Here is a 16,777-nt window from a genome sequence, read left to right as displayed (position 1 = left end):
AATAAGTACGTAAAGATAATCATTCTAAATAAGTATTTTTTCTAATATGATTTTTAATTTCATTTGACAATTTCTTTAATAAAAAGCGACTTACATAAAAGTAAGTCGCTTTTCCCTTATTCCCTAATATTTACCCCATACTCTTTAAACCAAACGTGAATTTGTGCTAAATGAGCTAAAAGTTGAGGACCTGTCATTAATTGCCCGAACCAAGGTGATTGAAATGCACTGCCGCCAGACTGAATCAATCCGCTCAACTGCTCTTTATCAAATAGTTCGTGTAAAATTGAACCTTTATCTGTTAATAAATCTTGCAGCCATACTGTGACCGCTTTCGTATAGTGCGGATTATGCGTTTTCGGATACGGGCTCTTCTTTCTATATAAGATGTCATGCGGAAGCACATCTTCTAACGCTTTACGTAATAGACCTTTTTCGCGGTTTTTATACATTTTCATTTCCCAAGGAATATTCCACGCATATTCGACAAGACGATGATCTGCAAATGGAACACGTACTTCTAAGCTTGCCCCCATACTCATGCGGTCTTTTCTGTCTAATAATGTTGTCATAAACCATACCATATTTAAATAAAATAATTGGCGTCTTTTTGCTTCTAGCGGACTTTCCCCCTCTAAAATAGGAACTTCTTGAATCGACTCTTCATAACGCCTTTGTACATATTGTTGTAAATTTAATTTATTTCTCCATTCTTTTTTTAGAAGTTGTTCACGCGCTTCTGTAGAACGCATCCATGGAAATGCACTCGATTGTAAATCATCTTCTCTATAAAACCACGGATATCCACCAAATATTTCATCTGCACATTCTCCAGATAAGCCGACGACAAAATCTTGTTTAATTTCGCGGCAAAACCATAATAATGACGAATCGATATCTGCCATACCAGGCAAATCACGAACGAGTACCGCCTCCGTTAAATACTCTGCTAGTTTTTCATTCGAAATGACGCAACGATGATGAGTTGTTTGAAACGTCTCTGTCATCAAATTAATAAACGGAGCATCTGAATTTGGCTGAAACGCATTCGCTTTAAAGTATTTGTCATTATCTTCGTAATCAATTGAATACGTGTGTAATTGTCCTTTTCCTGATCTCTCGTATTCTTTCGCCGCAATAGCTGTAATAGCGCTCGAATCTACACCACCTGATAAAAAGGTACATAGTGGTACATCAGAAACAAGCTGTCTTGTAATGGCATCTTGTAGTAAAAAGCGCGTTTTCTCTACTGTTTCTTCAAAAGAGTCTTCATGTTTTTTACTTTCTACATTCCAATATCTCCATATACATAAACCGTTCTTTGAAAATGTCATCGCATGACCTGGACGTAATTCTTTTATACCAGCATAAATACCGTGGCCAGGCGTTCTTGACGGTCCGAGTCCGAATATTTCTGATAACCCTTCTAATGTTACTTCCGCCTTCACATCTGGATGCGACAATATCGCTTTTAACTCCGAACCAAATAGTAAGCGTCCGCTATCATATTTATAAAAAAGTGGCTTTACACCTAATCGATCTCTCGCAATAAATACTTGTTCTTTCTGTTCGTCCCATACTGCAAACGCATATATACCGTTTAAATGATCGACACATTCTTCTTTCCATTCAATATAAGAAGCTAATAATACTTCTGTATCAGAATGACCTTTGAACGTATACCCTCTTCTTAATAATTCCTTTCGAATGTCTTCTGTGTTATAAAGTTCACCGTTATAGCAAATGGCGTAATTCGTTTCATCTTTTAAACAAGTCATCGGCTGTTTACCGCCCTCAGGGTCTACAACGATTAACCGTTTATGCCCAAATGCGACATTTCCTTTAATCCAAACTTTATTATCATCCGGCCCCCGCTTCGCTAACGTCTCAGCCATCTTCGTAACGACATCTCTTTCTCCTTCTAATGAGCGTTTATAATCCACCCATCCTGTAATCCCGCACATATAAATCATCCTTCCATCTTATTTCTTTTCTTGAACGTGCAGTAATCCCCACCCTAAGAGTGCGGATCAAAAAATGAAAAACTTGACGATAACCTACTATCCACATATGGAATAGCATTCTCACTCAGTAAAACGTGTTTTATTGTATGCCCACCTATGTCTAGATGTGTCTAGTTATAAAGAACGCATGAACTGTCTATAACAGGAATAACTACTTTTCATAAAGGAGAAATCGTATATGATACAACGTAAACATATTTTATATAACCAGCCCCGTGCTCATACAGTCGGTAATGTAGAATATATAAACAATGAATGGGTATTCTTTGATGATGAAAATGATGAAGCGTTTCTATTAGAAGATATTGCCGAAGATGGGTTTGAAATTTTGTATAATAACAATTGGTTACCAGCCCGTTTCTATGAACAAGATGTATTACAAATCGCCAACGAGCAACACCATTTGCAAAATGGTGAAATGGTACGTATTCGAAAAAAGTTACTTCTTAGCTATAATGAATGGCTCGAGGAATTACCTGACTCTGTCTTCGCATTATTAACTGAATCATTGCAATCACTTCACTACTCTTTATATGATTGCATGTATTGTCATAATTATTTATCCTTCTTACCGAAAGAGGAGTCACGCGAAGGAGTAAATATTCTTTTGTTTGATAACGACGAAATGATCTGTACACTGCAGCACCATTTCGTACGTCACACTACGTCAAATAAAAATATGTTCCGTTTTACGAAAGTAAATGGAGAAGAGTTGCATATCGATGCGACATAAAAAATAAAAACCACCTTATCTCCCAAGTCTTTGAGATTATAAGGTGGTTTTATTTTTATTTGAATACGTACCAGCCAAGTGGCAATTTCAGTCCTAAGTATAATACTGCTACTAGCGCAACAATAAATAAGCCCCAAACCGCCCCTGTTGGTTTGTTTTTGCTCATTTTTACAAGAACCATTTCCATTCCGCCGATAACTAAAATACCAGCTAACATTTTCAGGCCGTACCACATGTGCATGCTACCTGTTGCTGTCTTCACAATACTCATGTACAACATGAAGCCTGTCACAATAATGATGATATACATTAGGCGAAGCCCCATATGTACACCTTTACCTTTTCTTCCCGCTGAATAAAGTGAATACGCAACGAAAAATAAAATTAAACCTAACGCCCATGCTGTAATATGCATATGTACCATCGTATCCCTTACCTCCTCTTTTCACACTTTTTCACTCTATATGATAACATGTTCATTTATTTTCAGGAAATGTTTCGCTTTTTTACATTTAAATGATATAATATTTAGAGTATTTACAAACTTCTTGTAATAACAAAAGGGGGAACAATCATGATTCAAACTAAGGATATTATCGAACTTACAGACACATACGGAGCAAATAACTATCACCCACTTCCAATCGTTATTTCTAAAGCAGAAGGTGTTTGGGTAGAAGATCCTGAAGGAAACCGCTATATGGACTTATTAAGTGCATATTCTGCAGTAAACCAAGGTCATCGTCACCCGAAAATTATTAACGCTTTAATTGACCAAGCTAATCGTGTTACGTTAACTTCTCGTGCTTTCCATAGCGATCAATTAGGTCCTTGGTACGAAAAAGTTGCGAAACTAACTAATAAAGAAATGGTACTTCCAATGAATACAGGTGCTGAAGCTGTTGAAACTGCAATTAAAACAGTTCGTCGCTGGGCTTATGATGTGAAGAAAGTAGAAGCAAACCGCGCTGAAATCATCGTTTGTGAAGATAACTTCCACGGACGTACAATGGGTTCTGTTTCTATGTCTTCAAACGAAGAGTACAAGCGTGGATTCGGTCCAATGCTTCCTGGCATCGTTGTAATTCCTTACGGTGATTTAGAAGCATTAAAAGCCGCAATTACACCAAACACAGCAGCATTCATTTTAGAGCCAATTCAAGGTGAAGCAGGAATTAACATCCCGCCAGCTGGTTACTTAAAAGAAGCTTTTGAAGTATGTAAAAAAGAAAACGTTTTATTTGTAGCAGATGAAATCCAAACTGGCTTAGGCCGTACTGGTAAAGTATTTGCTTGTGACTGGGACAATGTAACTCCTGACATGTACATACTTGGTAAAGCACTTGGCGGCGGTGTATTCCCAATCTCTTGCGTAGCAGCAAACCGCGACATTTTAGGCGTATTCGAGCCAGGTTCTCACGGTTCTACATTCGGTGGTAACCCACTTGCATGTGCTGTTTCTATCGCAGCTCTTGAAGTGTTAGAAGAAGAAAAATTAACAGAGCGTTCTCTTCAATTAGGAGAAAAATTAGTTGGGCAATTAAAAGAGATTGATAACCCAATGATCACTGAAGTTCGTGGTAAAGGTTTATTCATCGGTATCGAATTAAACGAACCAGCTCGTCCTTACTGTGAACAACTAAAAGCAGCTGGTCTACTATGTAAAGAAACACATGAAAACGTAATTCGTATCGCACCACCTCTAGTAATCTCTGAAGAAGATTTAGAGTGGGCATTCCAAAAAATTAAAGCTGTATTATCGTAATGATAGAGAGGTTGTCCGACATGTTAGGACAACCTCTTTCTTTTTATATTCATTTATATTAAGATAAATTTGTAATTTTCTGTATTTTAAAATCATAAAGGAGGTGCGATATGCTATTAAGATATGGTAAACATGGTAAACATATTAACTATTTAGCTACATCTTTTATTTTAGTTACATTCTTTGGCTTCCTACTTTCCACAACATGGCTTACTCACCACTCAACTCCTACTACATTCACACTACTGAAAGCATCATTTTGGACTGCTGTTATTCTTACTATCATTGGTTTTGGACGAGAAAAAAGCGCACTTACGGTTATACTATTTGGCATTTGCACACTTACATTCATTGGTCTTTACACTTTTTCCGTTATTGATTACCTCTATAACCCAAGGCCATAAAAAAGAGCTATCTTTTAACAAGATAGCTCTTTTCTTCACTTCACTACATTTCGCAAAGTACCAATTCCTTCTACTGTAATAACCACTTCATCACCAGCATGTAAAAACTTCGGTGGTGTGAAACCTTTTCCGACACCAGCTGGGGTTCCTGTTGCGATAATATCGCCTGGTTCTAAAGTCATTCCTTTACTTATCGTTGAAATAATTTCTTCTATTGAAAAAATCATTTTATTTGTGTTAGAAGTTTGCCTTACTTCTCCATTTACTACCGTTTCAATGTGTAATGCATTCGGCGCATTAACCACCGATTTATGAATTAAATACGGTCCCATCGGACAAAATGTATCGAAGCTTTTCCCAAGGAAAAACTGTTTATGTTTTCTTTGAATGTCTCGAGCTGTTACATCATTGATAATCGTATAACCAAAAACATGCTCAAGCGCTTTTTCTTTTTTAATTTGTTTCCCTCGCTTACCAATAACGATAGCTAATTCTCCTTCGTAATCTAGTTCGTCCGTTGCATGAGGGTGACCATTAATTTGCTCATTTATGCCAATAACTGTTGTTGGTGCTTTCGTAAAAATCATTATATTTTCTGGAATAGACTCTACTCCGCCCATTTCTACCGCATGCTCACGATAGTTTTTTCCAACGCACAAAATATTCTTTCTTGGCCTTGGAATCGGTGCTAATATTTTCACCTCTGTTAACGGATAATACGCCGCTTCCCCGTTCTCTTTTGCCCAATTTACAATTTCACATACTTTCTCAAAGCATTCAGTCCCTCTTTCAATACACTCTAACATTGTAATAGGGATTGTAACCTTTTCCCCTTTTTGTCTTTGCGCTTCTCTTAAGTGTAATACCTTTTCTTCTTCTTCATCCACAATACCTACAAATACCTTTTCTTCTTTCTTCGCCGTTACAAAACGCAATATTTCCACTCTCCATCCTAAAACTCATGCCCTTTAATTGTATTCGCATCCGTAAGAAAAAAACCTTCTCATGCACGCTAATTTTTACAATATTCTTCTCATACCCTATTCGTTACCCTTTATCATTTGGCATAAAATGTAGAAATTTTACTTTTTTTAGCGAATGCATTTCTTTTTTATGAAGTTTTTGTATAATATGTACTACATATATACTAAAAATTTCATTTAGAGATGGAGCCGATTTCAATGTTTGAGCAAGCGATTGAAAAAAAACGTGAAAAAATGATTTATTTTGCTGAACGCTATGGAATGACTTCTCAAAAAACAGTGGATTGTAGCCAAGAACTGGACAGGCTCTTAAATGTAATTTGTCATGTACATACGGATTTACACCCTAATCAAACGTTCAAAACACACACGCAATAATGCGTGTGTTTCTTTTATTTCAAAAAAATACACATTTTATTGGAAACGCCCATACAATAGTAGAAAAGAAAATTTTAAAAACGAAGGGTGTTTTGTATGCCAGCTATGGTCGGACATATTCGTATCGTCAATATTGGATCAAGTGGTATTTTTCATATTGGAGATGTATTTGCGATTAGGCCTATTAGTTACTCACGTGCTTTCGCCGGGGCCGGCTCTTTTAATGTTGGAGATAACGTTTCTGTCTACAATTATCAAAGTGCAACGACTGTCAACGATTCAGATGTCGTCGATCAAGCGATAATTGGTTCAACTTAAAGGGGGCGATTGTATTGAATTTTTACGTAAACCAAAGCATCATCATTAACAGCATTAAAATTGATAGCATTACAACCTCTTCTGTGTTCCAAATTGGTACTGCCGGAAGTATTAAAGCCCTATCTAAATTTTCAAATACGGGCGGATTTACGGAGCCGCTTCGCCCATTACAAGCGAAAGGACAAATTATTTCTATCAAACCATCAACTAGTTCTTCTTAAGACATCCTTGTCATAAATATATAGCAGGAATATTTTTACCCTCCCTATTGAAAAGGAGGTTTCACAAATGAATCAAGATATATATACTTACTTACACCAACTTCAACAAGCTCTTCAAACACAACAAGCAGCCATCCTGAATTTAGAAGATCAAGTGCGCCAACTCCAAGAAGAGCTTAACGAATTAAAAAATCGCCCCTCCTCTTCTGTAGGAAAAGTGGAATACAAATTCGATCAATTAAAAGTCGAAAATTTAAATGGTACTTTAAATATTGGTTTAAACCCATTTTCAGCAAAAGGACAACAAATTGAAGATTTTCAAGTGGATACAGAAACATTGAAGGTAAACCCTGAAACCGAAACAAACCCAGACTTTTATCAAGGTATCCTCCAAGAAATGCATCGATACTTAGATGAAGAAGCATATAATCGTATTCTCCATTTTGAACAAGAAGAGCAAACACCGCTTGATGAAATGTATCGACAAATGATGGTGGATGACATAAAAAAACAGATGGAGCATCGACTCCCTTATTATTTATCACAAGCGCAATCATATGAAGGTATTTCAACAGATCCAGATTATTTACGAGATATCATTATTCAGGCAATGAAACAAGATATTGACAAAGCCTTTCTCTCCTTTATTCAGCACATACCGGGAAATTTCCGAAAGGAGTAAGTATGTATGAACCTTAACGTTGTAAACCGTGAGTTAAAAGTCGGACAGATTAAAATGAACGGTGTATCGTCGTCCGCACTCTTTTTAATTGGAGATGCAAATCTCCTCATTCTATCTTCTATTCTCGATACACCATTTGAAACAGTTACAGAGGGTCCATTTGTACCATTAGTAACAGATGTCCCTCCTACTCCAGGTTAAGGAGACTGAGAAATTATGTTGCATCATGTGTCTATTGTCCAAAATGTTTCTATTATTTCTTTAGGGATTGCTGCTGTATTTCAAGTTGGAGATGCAAACCAAATGGAATTAAAAAGTAGAGCTATTGCCGTCCACCGTGAAATTCCTTTTTATATACGGGGAGAAGGTCGCTTTGATGCTTTTGAAATCTTTACAGATGAACACATTACAATTCCAAAACGAACGACAGATGTAAAATTAAACATTGTAAATGAATGCCCTTTTATTGAAGTGAATAACGTTGAATTACGCACACTTTTAAATTCTGGTTGCTTTCAAATTGGAAATGTTGATTATGGTTTTAATAACTCTCGTATTATACAAATCCGCCAATATATTACGGATGAACCTTCCGCACAATAATTCATATAGTAATTAAAAAGCTTAGTAAAGTAGGTGGATGGTATGCCTTCGGTTGTAGGAAATCTCGTCGTGCAAAACAGTAACGGCTCTTTCAACTTAGGAGATTTTTATAACGTATCTCCGAAAGAAAACACGAAAGCCTATAACGGATCTGGAGCTTCCAATGTTGGGTTTGTCGTGAATACGTTTAACGGTGTTAGTGCAACGAATACATTTGATTCTGATGTGGCAGATCAAGATCAGATTGGAACAGCGTAAAAAAAGTAGGAGAATATCTCCTACTTTTTTCTTTTATCTAATTCAAAATTATTAAAATAAAATTTTAATAAGCAAGAGCTTTACTGTCCACAAATAGTGGTATAAACAAGTAAGTAGTGAAGAGGCACTATTTCATTTTATTTAAATGATAACCCGCTCTCCTCCAAAGCCCTCCTAAGCTTCGGCAAAGATGCAGGTCCCATACCATGCAATTTTAATATTTCTTTTTCACTATATTTTGAGAGTTCTTCTACAGTTTGAATTCCATGGTGTTCTAATGCCCTTCTTGCTGGCGCTGAAAGAAGAGAGAGAAAACCTTCTTTTGGTTTTCTCTCTTTCTCACAGACTGGGCAAGTTGGACAATCGCTACTTTTATAGTACTCGTGTCCCTGTTCACAAGTTCTTAACGTTTTTTCCGTTACCATTTTCAAGCCCCTCTATTCTTCAATATTTACAACGTGATTCCCATCAAAGAAGTATAAACATTTCTCTTTTACAGGATGTTGTAAGCTTTTCTCCAGTGCTTTTGCATATAACGAAAGCTGCACTTTATATCGATCTTCTAAAATTGGTTTCGCTTGTTCGAATCCGCCTGGAAATTTCCCTTCAATCGTATCTGTTTTGAAATCGATTAGCGTAATACCATCTTCTTCTTCAATCATGCAGTCGATAACCCCTTGGACAAGAATCGATTCCCCGCTATTCCCTTGCCAATCTTGATATGCTTCTTCTGCTGCAAGCATCATCGTAAATGGTACTTCACGCTCAACGCTTTTCGCCGCTAATACCCTTTTACCTAAGTCACTGTCAAAGAATGAAATTACTTTTTCAATCGCTATTTCTTCCGCCTGCTCGAATGTTAATAATTCCTTATTTACCATTCCAGCAATTTGCTCTTGAAGAACTTCAACCGTAATCGGCTTCTTCAAATCAACATGCTGCATAACGGCATGGACTGCTGTTCCGCGCTCTGCGTACGTTAACCCTTTTTTCTCCATAAAGCGCGGACGTGTTTTAATTGGTGCACGTAGTTTTTTAATAAAGGCGTTATCGCTACCTTCTTCAGATTGATAATTTCTCTTTATTTCTGTAACAGATTGCTTTGCACGATGAGATGTCGCATCCTCATATCCGTACTTCCACATTAATCTGTCGTACACTTCTTCTTTCCGTTCACTTTGCAGGGGAACAGCCTTTTTCTCACGAAGCGCTTCTAACAATTCTTGTTTTTCTTCTTGAACTGGCTCTGGTGCAAGTAGCGTATTACCATCCACAACTTCTACTTTCCAGCTCGTGTCATACCCGTAAATTTCATCTGGAATACTTCCTTGTCCTAATTCAAGAAGCATTTCACTATCACGGTGTCTATATAATGAAGGTGCAATCCAGTCTAAATAACAAGACGCCCCGGCACGTATATGATCTGGTAATAACCATTCACTATGTTCCCTCGCATCAAGCCATTTTTCCATTTCCTTATTTGCATCCTTAACTGTTCCAATTAAAATTAACTTCTCTTTCGCACGCGTCAATGCTACGTATAGTACGCGCATTTCTTCCGCAATTAATTCCATTTTCATTTTACGCTTAATCGCAAGCTGTGATAATGTTGTATATTTAATTCGTTTACGCGGATCGATAAATTGCGAACCGAAACCGAAATCTTTATGCAATAAGAAACGTTTCATTAAGTCTTGTGTATTAAAACGACGACCGAGTCCAGCTACAAATACAACTGGGAACTCTAACCCTTTACTTTTATGAATCGTCATAATGCGAACAACGTCTTCTTGTTCACCGAGGGCCCTCGCCGTACCCATATCATCACCGCGTTCTAAAATACGTTCAATAAAACGTAAGAAACGGAATAATCCTCTAAATGATGTTGCTTCATATTGTCTTGCGCGGTCATATAGTACGCGTAAGTTTGCCTGCCTTTGCTTTCCAGCTGGTAAACCGCCAACGAAGTCGTAATAACCTGTCTCACCGTACACTTTCCAAATTAAATCAGAAAGTGATTGTTGGCGCGCGAATTCACGCCATCCTTGCAGTAAGTTATAAAACCACTCTAATTTATCATGAAGTTCTTGCTCCTCTTCAAGTGGTGCCCCTTTTAAGAATGAGCTCATTACTTCATAAAATGACCCTTTCTTTCCGTGAGCACGAAGCGTCGCAAGTTCTTCGTCATTTAATCCAACGATCGGTGAACGAAGTACTGCTGCAAGCGGGATATCTTGCATCGGATTATCAATAACGCGGAATACGTTCATCATAATATTTACTTCTGTCGCTTCAAAGTAACCAGTCGCAAGGTCTGCATATACTGGAATTCCTTGTAGTTTTAACTCTTCCATAATTTGCGGTGCCCACGGCATGGAGCGAAGTAAAATAACGAAGTCGCGGTATTGTACTGGGCGCATACTATCATTTTTACGGTCATACACTTCATAACCTGAATCAACCATCGCTTTAATGCGCTGCGCCATAAGACGAGCTTCAAGCTGTGCTTTTTCGACTTCTGCACCTTCTTCACCGTCTATTACTTCTTCTTCCGTTTGCTGAATGCACAGTAGTTCTGCCGCTACATCTTCACCTTCTGGATAGGTAGCACCTAACTTTAATTCAGCGTCTGCATCGTAGTCGATTTCTCCGACTTCTTCACCCATAATTTGTTTGAAGATAAAGTTCGTACCTGCTAGTACTTCATGACGACTACGGAAGTTTTTCGCTAAGTCGATCTTCATTCCACCGCCCAATCCTTCTTGTGTGAAGCGTTTATATTTTCCTAGGAATAGTCCTGGTTCGGCTAGTCGGAAACGATAAATCGACTGTTTTACGTCACCAACCATAAACAAGTTTCCTTCACTCTCAGAATCTTTCGTTACGAATTTAATAATAGATTCCTGTACAAAGTTCGTATCTTGATATTCATCGACTAATACTTCAGCAAATTTATTACGATATTGGAGCGCAACTGCTGACGGATTCATTTCACCATTTTCACTTTGTTCACTTAAAATTTGTAAACAAAAATGCTCTAAATCTGTGAAATCGACCATTCCTTTATCTCGCTTCATCGCTTGGAAACGCTCTGTAAATACTTTTACAAGTTGAACAAGCTTTTCTAATACTGGGTGCATATCTTGAAAATCTCGTAAGAAACTTTCAGGTTTTCGGCTAAATAACTCTTCTTGTAATTTCTTCACTTCATCTTTCGCTTTATTACGAAGAGAGTCTACTTGTTTTACAACATCTTCATTGTAATCACTTTTCTTAATACGCTTTAACGTTTGCCACGATACGTTTTGCATCGCTTCATACAAACTTGTCCACGACTCATGAGCAGCTGATGATAGCGTTCCAAGTAAAGCTAGATCTGCTTGCAGGGTTTCAATGCGAGGCGCTGGACCGTCAGGAAGCATTGCGAGTTCAGTTGCCTTACGAATATGCTGTTCCGCTGTTTCAAGCTGGAATTTCACATCTTCTAATAAATAAGAAGCATATACTAAATCTTCAATTGTCTTTCCTTCTACGTCATATGCTTCTACTAATTTATCAAGCCATTTTTCCGGATTTGGATGCGCTCTTGACTCTGTATGAAGCGCTAAAATCATACGTTGTAAGTCATCATCACTACGGTCACTCGTATAACGATCAACAAGTTCAAAGAAGATTGTATTATCTTCGATTCCGTACTCTTCTTCTAATATGTCATCTAGCACTTCTTCTTTTAACAATTCATTTTCTGTTTGATTAGCAATACGGAAACGAGGATCAACATCAAGCATGTAGTAATATCCTCTAATTACTTGTAAACAGAATGAGTGAATTGTTGAAATGGAAGCTTTATTTAATAGGCTCAGCTGCTTTCTTACGTGTTGAGAGCCTGGTTCATCAATTAATACCTTTTCTAACGCTTCCCCGATTCGGTTTTTCATCTCTTGCGCCGCTGCATTCGTAAATGTTACAACGAGCAGGCGGTCGACATCGACTGGATTCTCTTCATTAATAATCTTTTTAATAATACGTTCAACTAATACTGCTGTTTTACCTGATCCAGCTGCAGCCGCAACTAAAATATCACGCCCGTTCGCTACAACAGCTTTCCACTGGTCATCTGTCCATTGACTATCTTCTGGTTTTTTAGGCCAATTTTCTATCATTCTCCGCCAACCTCCTCTCTTATTTTCTCCATCGCTTCGCTATCTTTCATATCTTTTAACGATCGGAACTGATTATCTTCAAGTGACTCATCAAATTGACAAACAGATTTGAAGTTACAGAACGTACATGCTGCTTTATTTCCCATTTTATAAGGAGCAATATCGATAACACCTTCTGTAATATCTTTTCCGATATTTTCAAACGTATGGTGTACATATTTTTGCAGTACATTAAACTCTTGCTCACTTGCAATACTTGAACGCGCACTAAAGCTACCGTCTTTTTTCAGGCCAGCAGAAATAATATCTGAACTTCCTGTTGAAAGTTTGTTATCCATTAAACGAACAACGTCAGCATCTCCTAATACGAGTCCTTTCATTTTAAATTTCTTTAAAATTTCTTTTTCAATTTCAGCTTCAGATGCGTCACCTTTCATCTCAACGATTGGGTTATGAATATGGAAATACAATACACCAGCTGGTGATGCTGCGTGACCTTTTTTCATCCACGTCTGCGCATTCGAAGTAACAACATCTAAATACGTTAACATTTGAAGTGCTAATCCGTAATACACTTCCGTTAAATCTAACCCTTTTGAACTTGATTTATAATCAATAATACGTAAGAACGTCCCGTTTTCATCTTCTGCCTTATCAACACGGTCAATACGGCCGACAACTTCCATCTTCACACCATTTGGTAATGAGAATTCCATCGGCGGAAGTGAGCCTGTACCACCCATACCGAACGGCACTTCTAAATCAACTGGTACGAATCCGCTTGACTTCGCATGTTCACGAAGAATGATTGACGTACGGAAAATGATTTGTTGTAGTTTTTGTTTTAAATAGAAATGACGGTTTGAACTTAATAAAATTTGTCGTTGTAATAACGGTGCGATTTCTTCTATTACTAAAACAGAAAGATGCTCACACTCTTTTATGGATAAATCCGCCCAAGTACGGTTTTCACGCAATAGCTTGTCCGCAATTTTCTTTAATGCCGCATGGAATAATTCGCCGATGTCCGGCGCATCAAGCTTGAAAATATCACGCTCTCTAAGCGATAAACCGTGCTGCGCAAAATGAGCGTATGCACAACGGTTAAATAGTTCCATACGAGAGACGCTTCCTTTAATTATATCTCCGTATAAATCTCTACTTACTGCTGTACTTAGTTTCTTCGCACGATTTCGATAGAATAAACTTGATAAGACGCGGCTACTTTTTTGTTTCCATTCATCTGAAGTTACGTAGAAATTATATACGTCCCACCAAAAGTCTAAATTCCCTTCAAATCCGTATCGCTTCCACGTTTGTAGTTGCTGCATAACGTAAGATAACGTTACTTCTGGCGTTGCTACGTATGAAATTTGTTCTGAACGTGATAAATCGTTTACGTCATTCGTAATAAATGAATCTTTCACATTAGGGAACATTCTTTTTATTTTCTTAATAAAGCTAGACGCAAGTAACGTCTTTCCTTCTTCATCTGCAAGCGGGCATGAAATATATAACTTCTCAGATGCTCTCGTTACCATTTGATACATAACGAACTGTTCTTCTAACAAAGTTTGTCTCGTCGTTGGCGCTAATTCAATCCCTGCTGCACCAAGAACTTCTCTTTCTTCATCAGAAAGCATACCTTCGTCCATAGGTGCTGCTGGAATAACACCCTCATTTACACCTATAATAAACGTTGCTTTCACGTCAGATAACCTGGAGTGATCAATATTAGCAATTAACACTTGGTCTAATGACGGCGGAATGTTAGCAAATTGAAGTGCCTCAAGACCTGTCGACATAACGTCCGTAAACATAGAAAGAGACATTTTCTCTTCACCAAGCATCTCTACAAACGTATCAAGAAGGCTCATTACTTCTTCCCATACTTGTTCATGATCTGTCGCAAATAAGAAATCTCCACTTTCTTCTGCACGTATACGTAATTCTTCTAGTTTTTTCGGAACATCCAGCTCTTCTAGAAATAAGTAGACTGCTTCACACATTTGCATAACTGTTCCTGCACGCTTTAACCTTTTTTGCATGCGAATAACAGGTGTTCTTACAACGTCACGTAACCTATTTATTTTCTCTTCCATTTCACGTTCACTATCTGTGATCATCCCGTTCGTATCATCAAGAGAACGATAACGGCGATACATCCATGGATCCTCTGAAGTCCACCTCTTTCCTTGTACACCGTACGCTAAACAGTAATTTTCAAATTCATCCATTTCTTCACGCATCGTTTCTTTTCTTACGTCTAATGGATATAAAAGCTCTGTTTTCACGCAGCGGAACACCGCATCATAACGCCAATTCCCACTAATAATCTCGAGTGCAGAACGAATACATTCTACTAATGGGTGGTGTGACATCGGACGCTTTTCATCGATGAAGTGTGGGATATTGTAATCTGTAAATAACGTTCGCATCACATCGTAATAACTTTCCCCATTACGAAGAAGAACCGCAATATCTCGGTAACGATAGTTTTCCTCCGCCACAAGTTTACGAATTTCACGCGCAACACCTTCTACCTCTGCTCGTAAATTCGCAGCTGTACTAATCGTTACACTCGCTTCACCGTTAAATTTTTCATTCGGACGCGCTTCATAATGAGCTTCTAAATGTGCTAATGCCGGAGAATGAAAACGCGGCTGTTCCATAAGTGGAATTGTTTTTTCAATTTCTATTTTCTCTTCACGCGCTACTTGTTTGATTTTTTCATACGTTAACGTCGTTTCATAAAATAAATCAAGTTCATTTACTGGCTGCGCTAACGTTTTTTCATCTATCGTTAACGTGATCGTAACTCTCGCTCCGCAAATCATAAGCTGTCTTACAATCTCTAACTCTTGCGGGGAGAATGAATGAAATCCATCTATATAAATTTCCGCACCATTTACATATTCAGACTGCGGAAGCTTTTCCACTAGCAATTGTAGGTAGTCTTCTGAATCTAAATATTTTCCGATTAAAGCACGTTCAAAATCATCGTATAGTAACTGTAAATCATACACTTTATTCGCTAGTAACTTTTGTTCGGCACTGCTACTATGCGCATCTAATTGTTGCCACATTTCATATACGTTAGATGGCGTTACATTGTAACGTTTAAACTCTGCAATCATACTGCCAAGATGTTCAAAGAAACCGTTTTGCTCCGCTGCTTTTTGGAACACCGATAATCCATCTTTACGAGACTCTACAATTTTACGGAGTAACATATGTACACCCGCTTCATCAATATGAAGACGACTCGCTCCGCCAACTTCTTGTAGTACCTTCCACGCTAATCGTGAAAAACTAAAAACTTGTGCCCGAATAGAACCTCTTACATCCTCACTTCCAATTAACGCCTGCTGCGTCTGGAATGTCATCTGTTCTGGCACAAGATATAATATTGTTTTCCCTCTCGGGCGTTGTTTTAACTCTTCTTGCACTTCGCGTAAACAAAGTGTACTTTTTCCACTTCCCGCTCTACCAATCACAAATCGAAGTGACATGTAACCCCACCTTTCACTTACATAACGAACGTTAGTTTGCTACTATAATTGTATTATAGTACACGAAAAAAGACAAACTGAGTTGTTTGTCTTTTCTATACTTCTACTTCATTATATCAACCTTTTGAAAAATTCGTTTGCACCTCTTGAATTGGCCAATATCGCAAATCAACTTTACCGACAACTGTATCAGCTTTTACAAAGCCAAAGTGTCTACTATCCCAGCTCCCGAGCCGGTTATCACCTACTACAAAAATAAACCCGGGTGGCACCAGCTTTTCTTTCGTTAACTCTTCTAATGTAAAGTCGCCTGTTAGTTGCCTTCCATTTATCTCTTTCTTATACTTCTCTAAATACGGCTCATCAATAAATTGACCGTTTATATATAATTTATCCTGCTTATATTCAATATGATCTCCAGGTAAACCGATAACCCGCTTTACATAGTCCTCTTTTTTATTCGCATGAAATACCACAACGTCAAATCTGTTCAAGTCCCCAACTTGATAACTCACCTTATTTACAACTAGCATATTGCCATCTTGCAATGTCGGCATCATTGACTTCCCCTCTACAACATACGTTGAAAAGAAAAACGTTCGAAAAAATACAGCTAATAATACACCAATTAAAATTGTTCGTATCCACTCTATGCCTTCTTTTTTCAAAGTTTTCTTCATCTGCTTCTCCCCTTATCCTTTAATACTGAAGCTTTCCTTTACAAAGAAGACTA

The 16,777-nt window shown here is 37.8% G+C and carries 17 protein-coding genes; 10 read left to right on the top strand and 7 right to left on the bottom strand.

Annotation, left to right across the window (positions count from 1 at the left end; genetic code table 11):
* Positions 1 to 116: 116 nt before the first annotated feature.
* On the bottom strand, positions 117 to 1,964 hold the full coding sequence (gene asnB / locus HMPREF2590_RS11950; RefSeq protein ID WP_000334002.1) for an asparagine synthase (glutamine-hydrolyzing): 1,848 nt from the start codon (positions 1,962 to 1,964) through the stop codon (positions 117 to 119).
* A 238-nt stretch (positions 1,965 to 2,202) separates the two neighbouring features.
* Here asnB and HMPREF2590_RS11945 point away from each other — a divergent pair, with 238 nt between their 5' ends.
* Positions 2,203 to 2,757, top strand: coding sequence for a DUF2777 domain-containing protein (locus HMPREF2590_RS11945; protein ID WP_000616047.1), 555 nt, complete (start codon positions 2,203 to 2,205; stop codon positions 2,755 to 2,757).
* A gap of 55 nt (positions 2,758 to 2,812) precedes the next feature.
* Here the strand turns inward: HMPREF2590_RS11945 and HMPREF2590_RS11940 are convergent, their stop codons facing one another.
* Positions 2,813 to 3,181, bottom strand: coding sequence for a YisL family protein (locus tag HMPREF2590_RS11940; RefSeq protein ID WP_000233495.1), 369 nt, complete (start codon positions 3,179 to 3,181; stop codon positions 2,813 to 2,815).
* Positions 3,182 to 3,331: 150 nt separating this feature from the next.
* Here HMPREF2590_RS11940 and rocD point away from each other — a divergent pair, with 150 nt between their 5' ends.
* Positions 3,332 to 4,522 (top strand): ornithine aminotransferase, encoded by a 1,191-nt coding sequence (gene rocD / locus HMPREF2590_RS11935; protein WP_000616658.1) that lies wholly within the window; start codon positions 3,332 to 3,334, stop codon positions 4,520 to 4,522.
* A 110-nt stretch (positions 4,523 to 4,632) separates the two neighbouring features.
* Positions 4,633 to 4,926, top strand: coding sequence for a hypothetical protein (locus HMPREF2590_RS11930; protein WP_000926853.1), 294 nt, complete (start codon positions 4,633 to 4,635; stop codon positions 4,924 to 4,926).
* 35 nt (positions 4,927 to 4,961) lie between these two features.
* On the opposite strand, the gene HMPREF2590_RS11925 is transcribed toward HMPREF2590_RS11930, so the two are convergent.
* On the bottom strand, positions 4,962 to 5,861 hold the full coding sequence (locus HMPREF2590_RS11925) for a fumarylacetoacetate hydrolase family protein (RefSeq protein WP_001213075.1): 900 nt from the start codon (positions 5,859 to 5,861) through the stop codon (positions 4,962 to 4,964).
* 246 nt (positions 5,862 to 6,107) lie between these two features.
* Here HMPREF2590_RS11925 and HMPREF2590_RS11920 point away from each other — a divergent pair, with 246 nt between their 5' ends.
* The 7 genes from HMPREF2590_RS11920 (at position 6,108) to gerPF (ending at position 8,369) form a co-directional block, all read left to right on the top strand.
* Positions 6,108 to 6,287: an aspartyl-phosphate phosphatase Spo0E family protein gene (locus tag HMPREF2590_RS11920; RefSeq protein WP_000462841.1), complete on the top strand. Its 180-nt coding sequence runs from the start codon at positions 6,108 to 6,110 to the stop codon at positions 6,285 to 6,287.
* Between the two features lie 96 nt (positions 6,288 to 6,383).
* Positions 6,384 to 6,605 (top strand): spore germination protein GerPA, encoded by a 222-nt coding sequence (gene gerPA, locus HMPREF2590_RS11915; RefSeq protein ID WP_001111188.1) that lies wholly within the window; start codon positions 6,384 to 6,386, stop codon positions 6,603 to 6,605.
* A 14-nt stretch (positions 6,606 to 6,619) separates the two neighbouring features.
* Positions 6,620 to 6,826 carry a spore germination protein GerPB gene (gene gerPB, locus HMPREF2590_RS11910; protein WP_001012508.1) on the top strand — a complete coding sequence of 69 codons (207 nt, stop codon included), beginning with the start codon at positions 6,620 to 6,622 and terminating at the stop codon, positions 6,824 to 6,826.
* 67 nt (positions 6,827 to 6,893) lie between these two features.
* A complete protein-coding gene (gerPC, locus tag HMPREF2590_RS11905; protein WP_001070759.1) occupies positions 6,894 to 7,508 on the top strand; it encodes a spore germination protein GerPC in 615 nt (204 codons plus the stop codon).
* A 6-nt stretch (positions 7,509 to 7,514) separates the two neighbouring features.
* Complete coding sequence (gene gerPD / locus HMPREF2590_RS11900; RefSeq protein WP_001052807.1) at positions 7,515 to 7,709, top strand: spore germination protein GerPD; 195 nt, start codon at positions 7,515 to 7,517, stop codon at positions 7,707 to 7,709.
* 15 nt (positions 7,710 to 7,724) lie between these two features.
* Positions 7,725 to 8,111: a spore germination protein GerPE gene (locus tag HMPREF2590_RS11895; protein WP_000902319.1), complete on the top strand. Its 387-nt coding sequence runs from the start codon at positions 7,725 to 7,727 to the stop codon at positions 8,109 to 8,111.
* A 42-nt stretch (positions 8,112 to 8,153) separates the two neighbouring features.
* Complete coding sequence (gene gerPF / locus HMPREF2590_RS11890; protein ID WP_001141566.1) at positions 8,154 to 8,369, top strand: spore germination protein GerPF; 216 nt, start codon at positions 8,154 to 8,156, stop codon at positions 8,367 to 8,369.
* Positions 8,370 to 8,506: 137 nt separating this feature from the next.
* Here gerPF and HMPREF2590_RS11885 read toward each other — a convergent pair whose 3' ends face one another.
* The 4 genes from HMPREF2590_RS11885 to lepB all read right to left on the bottom strand — a co-directional run bounded on the left by HMPREF2590_RS11885 (position 8,507) and on the right by lepB (position 16,724).
* Entirely contained in the window at positions 8,507 to 8,794 is a 288-nt protein-coding gene (locus HMPREF2590_RS11885; protein WP_000255727.1) for an RNA polymerase alpha subunit C-terminal domain-containing protein, read from the bottom strand.
* Between the two features lie 12 nt (positions 8,795 to 8,806).
* Positions 8,807 to 12,532, bottom strand: coding sequence for a helicase-exonuclease AddAB subunit AddA (addA, locus tag HMPREF2590_RS11880; protein ID WP_003312670.1), 3,726 nt, complete (start codon positions 12,530 to 12,532; stop codon positions 8,807 to 8,809).
* Entirely contained in the window at positions 12,529 to 16,044 is a 3,516-nt protein-coding gene (gene addB, locus HMPREF2590_RS11875; protein WP_000058599.1) for a helicase-exonuclease AddAB subunit AddB, read from the bottom strand. Before addB ends, addA begins: the two co-directional genes overlap by 4 nt.
* Positions 16,045 to 16,160: 116 nt before the next feature.
* Positions 16,161 to 16,724: a signal peptidase I gene (gene lepB, locus HMPREF2590_RS11870; RefSeq protein ID WP_000751910.1), complete on the bottom strand. Its 564-nt coding sequence runs from the start codon at positions 16,722 to 16,724 to the stop codon at positions 16,161 to 16,163.
* Positions 16,725 to 16,777: the final 53 nt, after the last annotated feature.

This window comes from Bacillus sp. HMSC036E02, assembly GCF_001836235.1.
Taxonomy (GTDB): domain Bacteria; phylum Bacillota; class Bacilli; order Bacillales; family Bacillaceae_G; genus Bacillus_A; species Bacillus_A cereus.
Note: the sequence above shows the minus strand (reverse complement) of the source record. Positions and strands in the feature narration are given on the sequence as shown.

Coding starts and splice junctions, on each gene's coding strand:
- HMPREF2590_RS11945 (WP_000616047.1), top strand. CDS start 2,203: ATGATACAACGTAAACATATTTTATATAACCAGCCCCGTGCTCATACA.
- addA (WP_003312670.1), bottom strand. CDS start 12,532: ATGATAGAAAATTGGCCTAAAAAACCAGAAGATAGTCAATGGACAGAT.
- HMPREF2590_RS11895 (WP_000902319.1), top strand. CDS start 7,725: ATGTTGCATCATGTGTCTATTGTCCAAAATGTTTCTATTATTTCTTTA.
- gerPC (WP_001070759.1), top strand. CDS start 6,894: ATGAATCAAGATATATATACTTACTTACACCAACTTCAACAAGCTCTT.
- gerPD (WP_001052807.1), top strand. CDS start 7,515: ATGAACCTTAACGTTGTAAACCGTGAGTTAAAAGTCGGACAGATTAAA.
- gerPA (WP_001111188.1), top strand. CDS start 6,384: ATGCCAGCTATGGTCGGACATATTCGTATCGTCAATATTGGATCAAGT.
- HMPREF2590_RS11940 (WP_000233495.1), bottom strand. CDS start 3,181: ATGGTACATATGCATATTACAGCATGGGCGTTAGGTTTAATTTTATTT.
- addB (WP_000058599.1), bottom strand. CDS start 16,044: ATGTCACTTCGATTTGTGATTGGTAGAGCGGGAAGTGGAAAAAGTACA.
- asnB (WP_000334002.1), bottom strand. CDS start 1,964: ATGTGCGGGATTACAGGATGGGTGGATTATAAACGCTCATTAGAAGGA.
- HMPREF2590_RS11920 (WP_000462841.1), top strand. CDS start 6,108: ATGTTTGAGCAAGCGATTGAAAAAAAACGTGAAAAAATGATTTATTTT.
- HMPREF2590_RS11930 (WP_000926853.1), top strand. CDS start 4,633: ATGCTATTAAGATATGGTAAACATGGTAAACATATTAACTATTTAGCT.
- lepB (WP_000751910.1), bottom strand. CDS start 16,724: ATGAAGAAAACTTTGAAAAAAGAAGGCATAGAGTGGATACGAACAATT.
- gerPF (WP_001141566.1), top strand. CDS start 8,154: ATGCCTTCGGTTGTAGGAAATCTCGTCGTGCAAAACAGTAACGGCTCT.
- rocD (WP_000616658.1), top strand. CDS start 3,332: ATGATTCAAACTAAGGATATTATCGAACTTACAGACACATACGGAGCA.
- HMPREF2590_RS11885 (WP_000255727.1), bottom strand. CDS start 8,794: ATGGTAACGGAAAAAACGTTAAGAACTTGTGAACAGGGACACGAGTAC.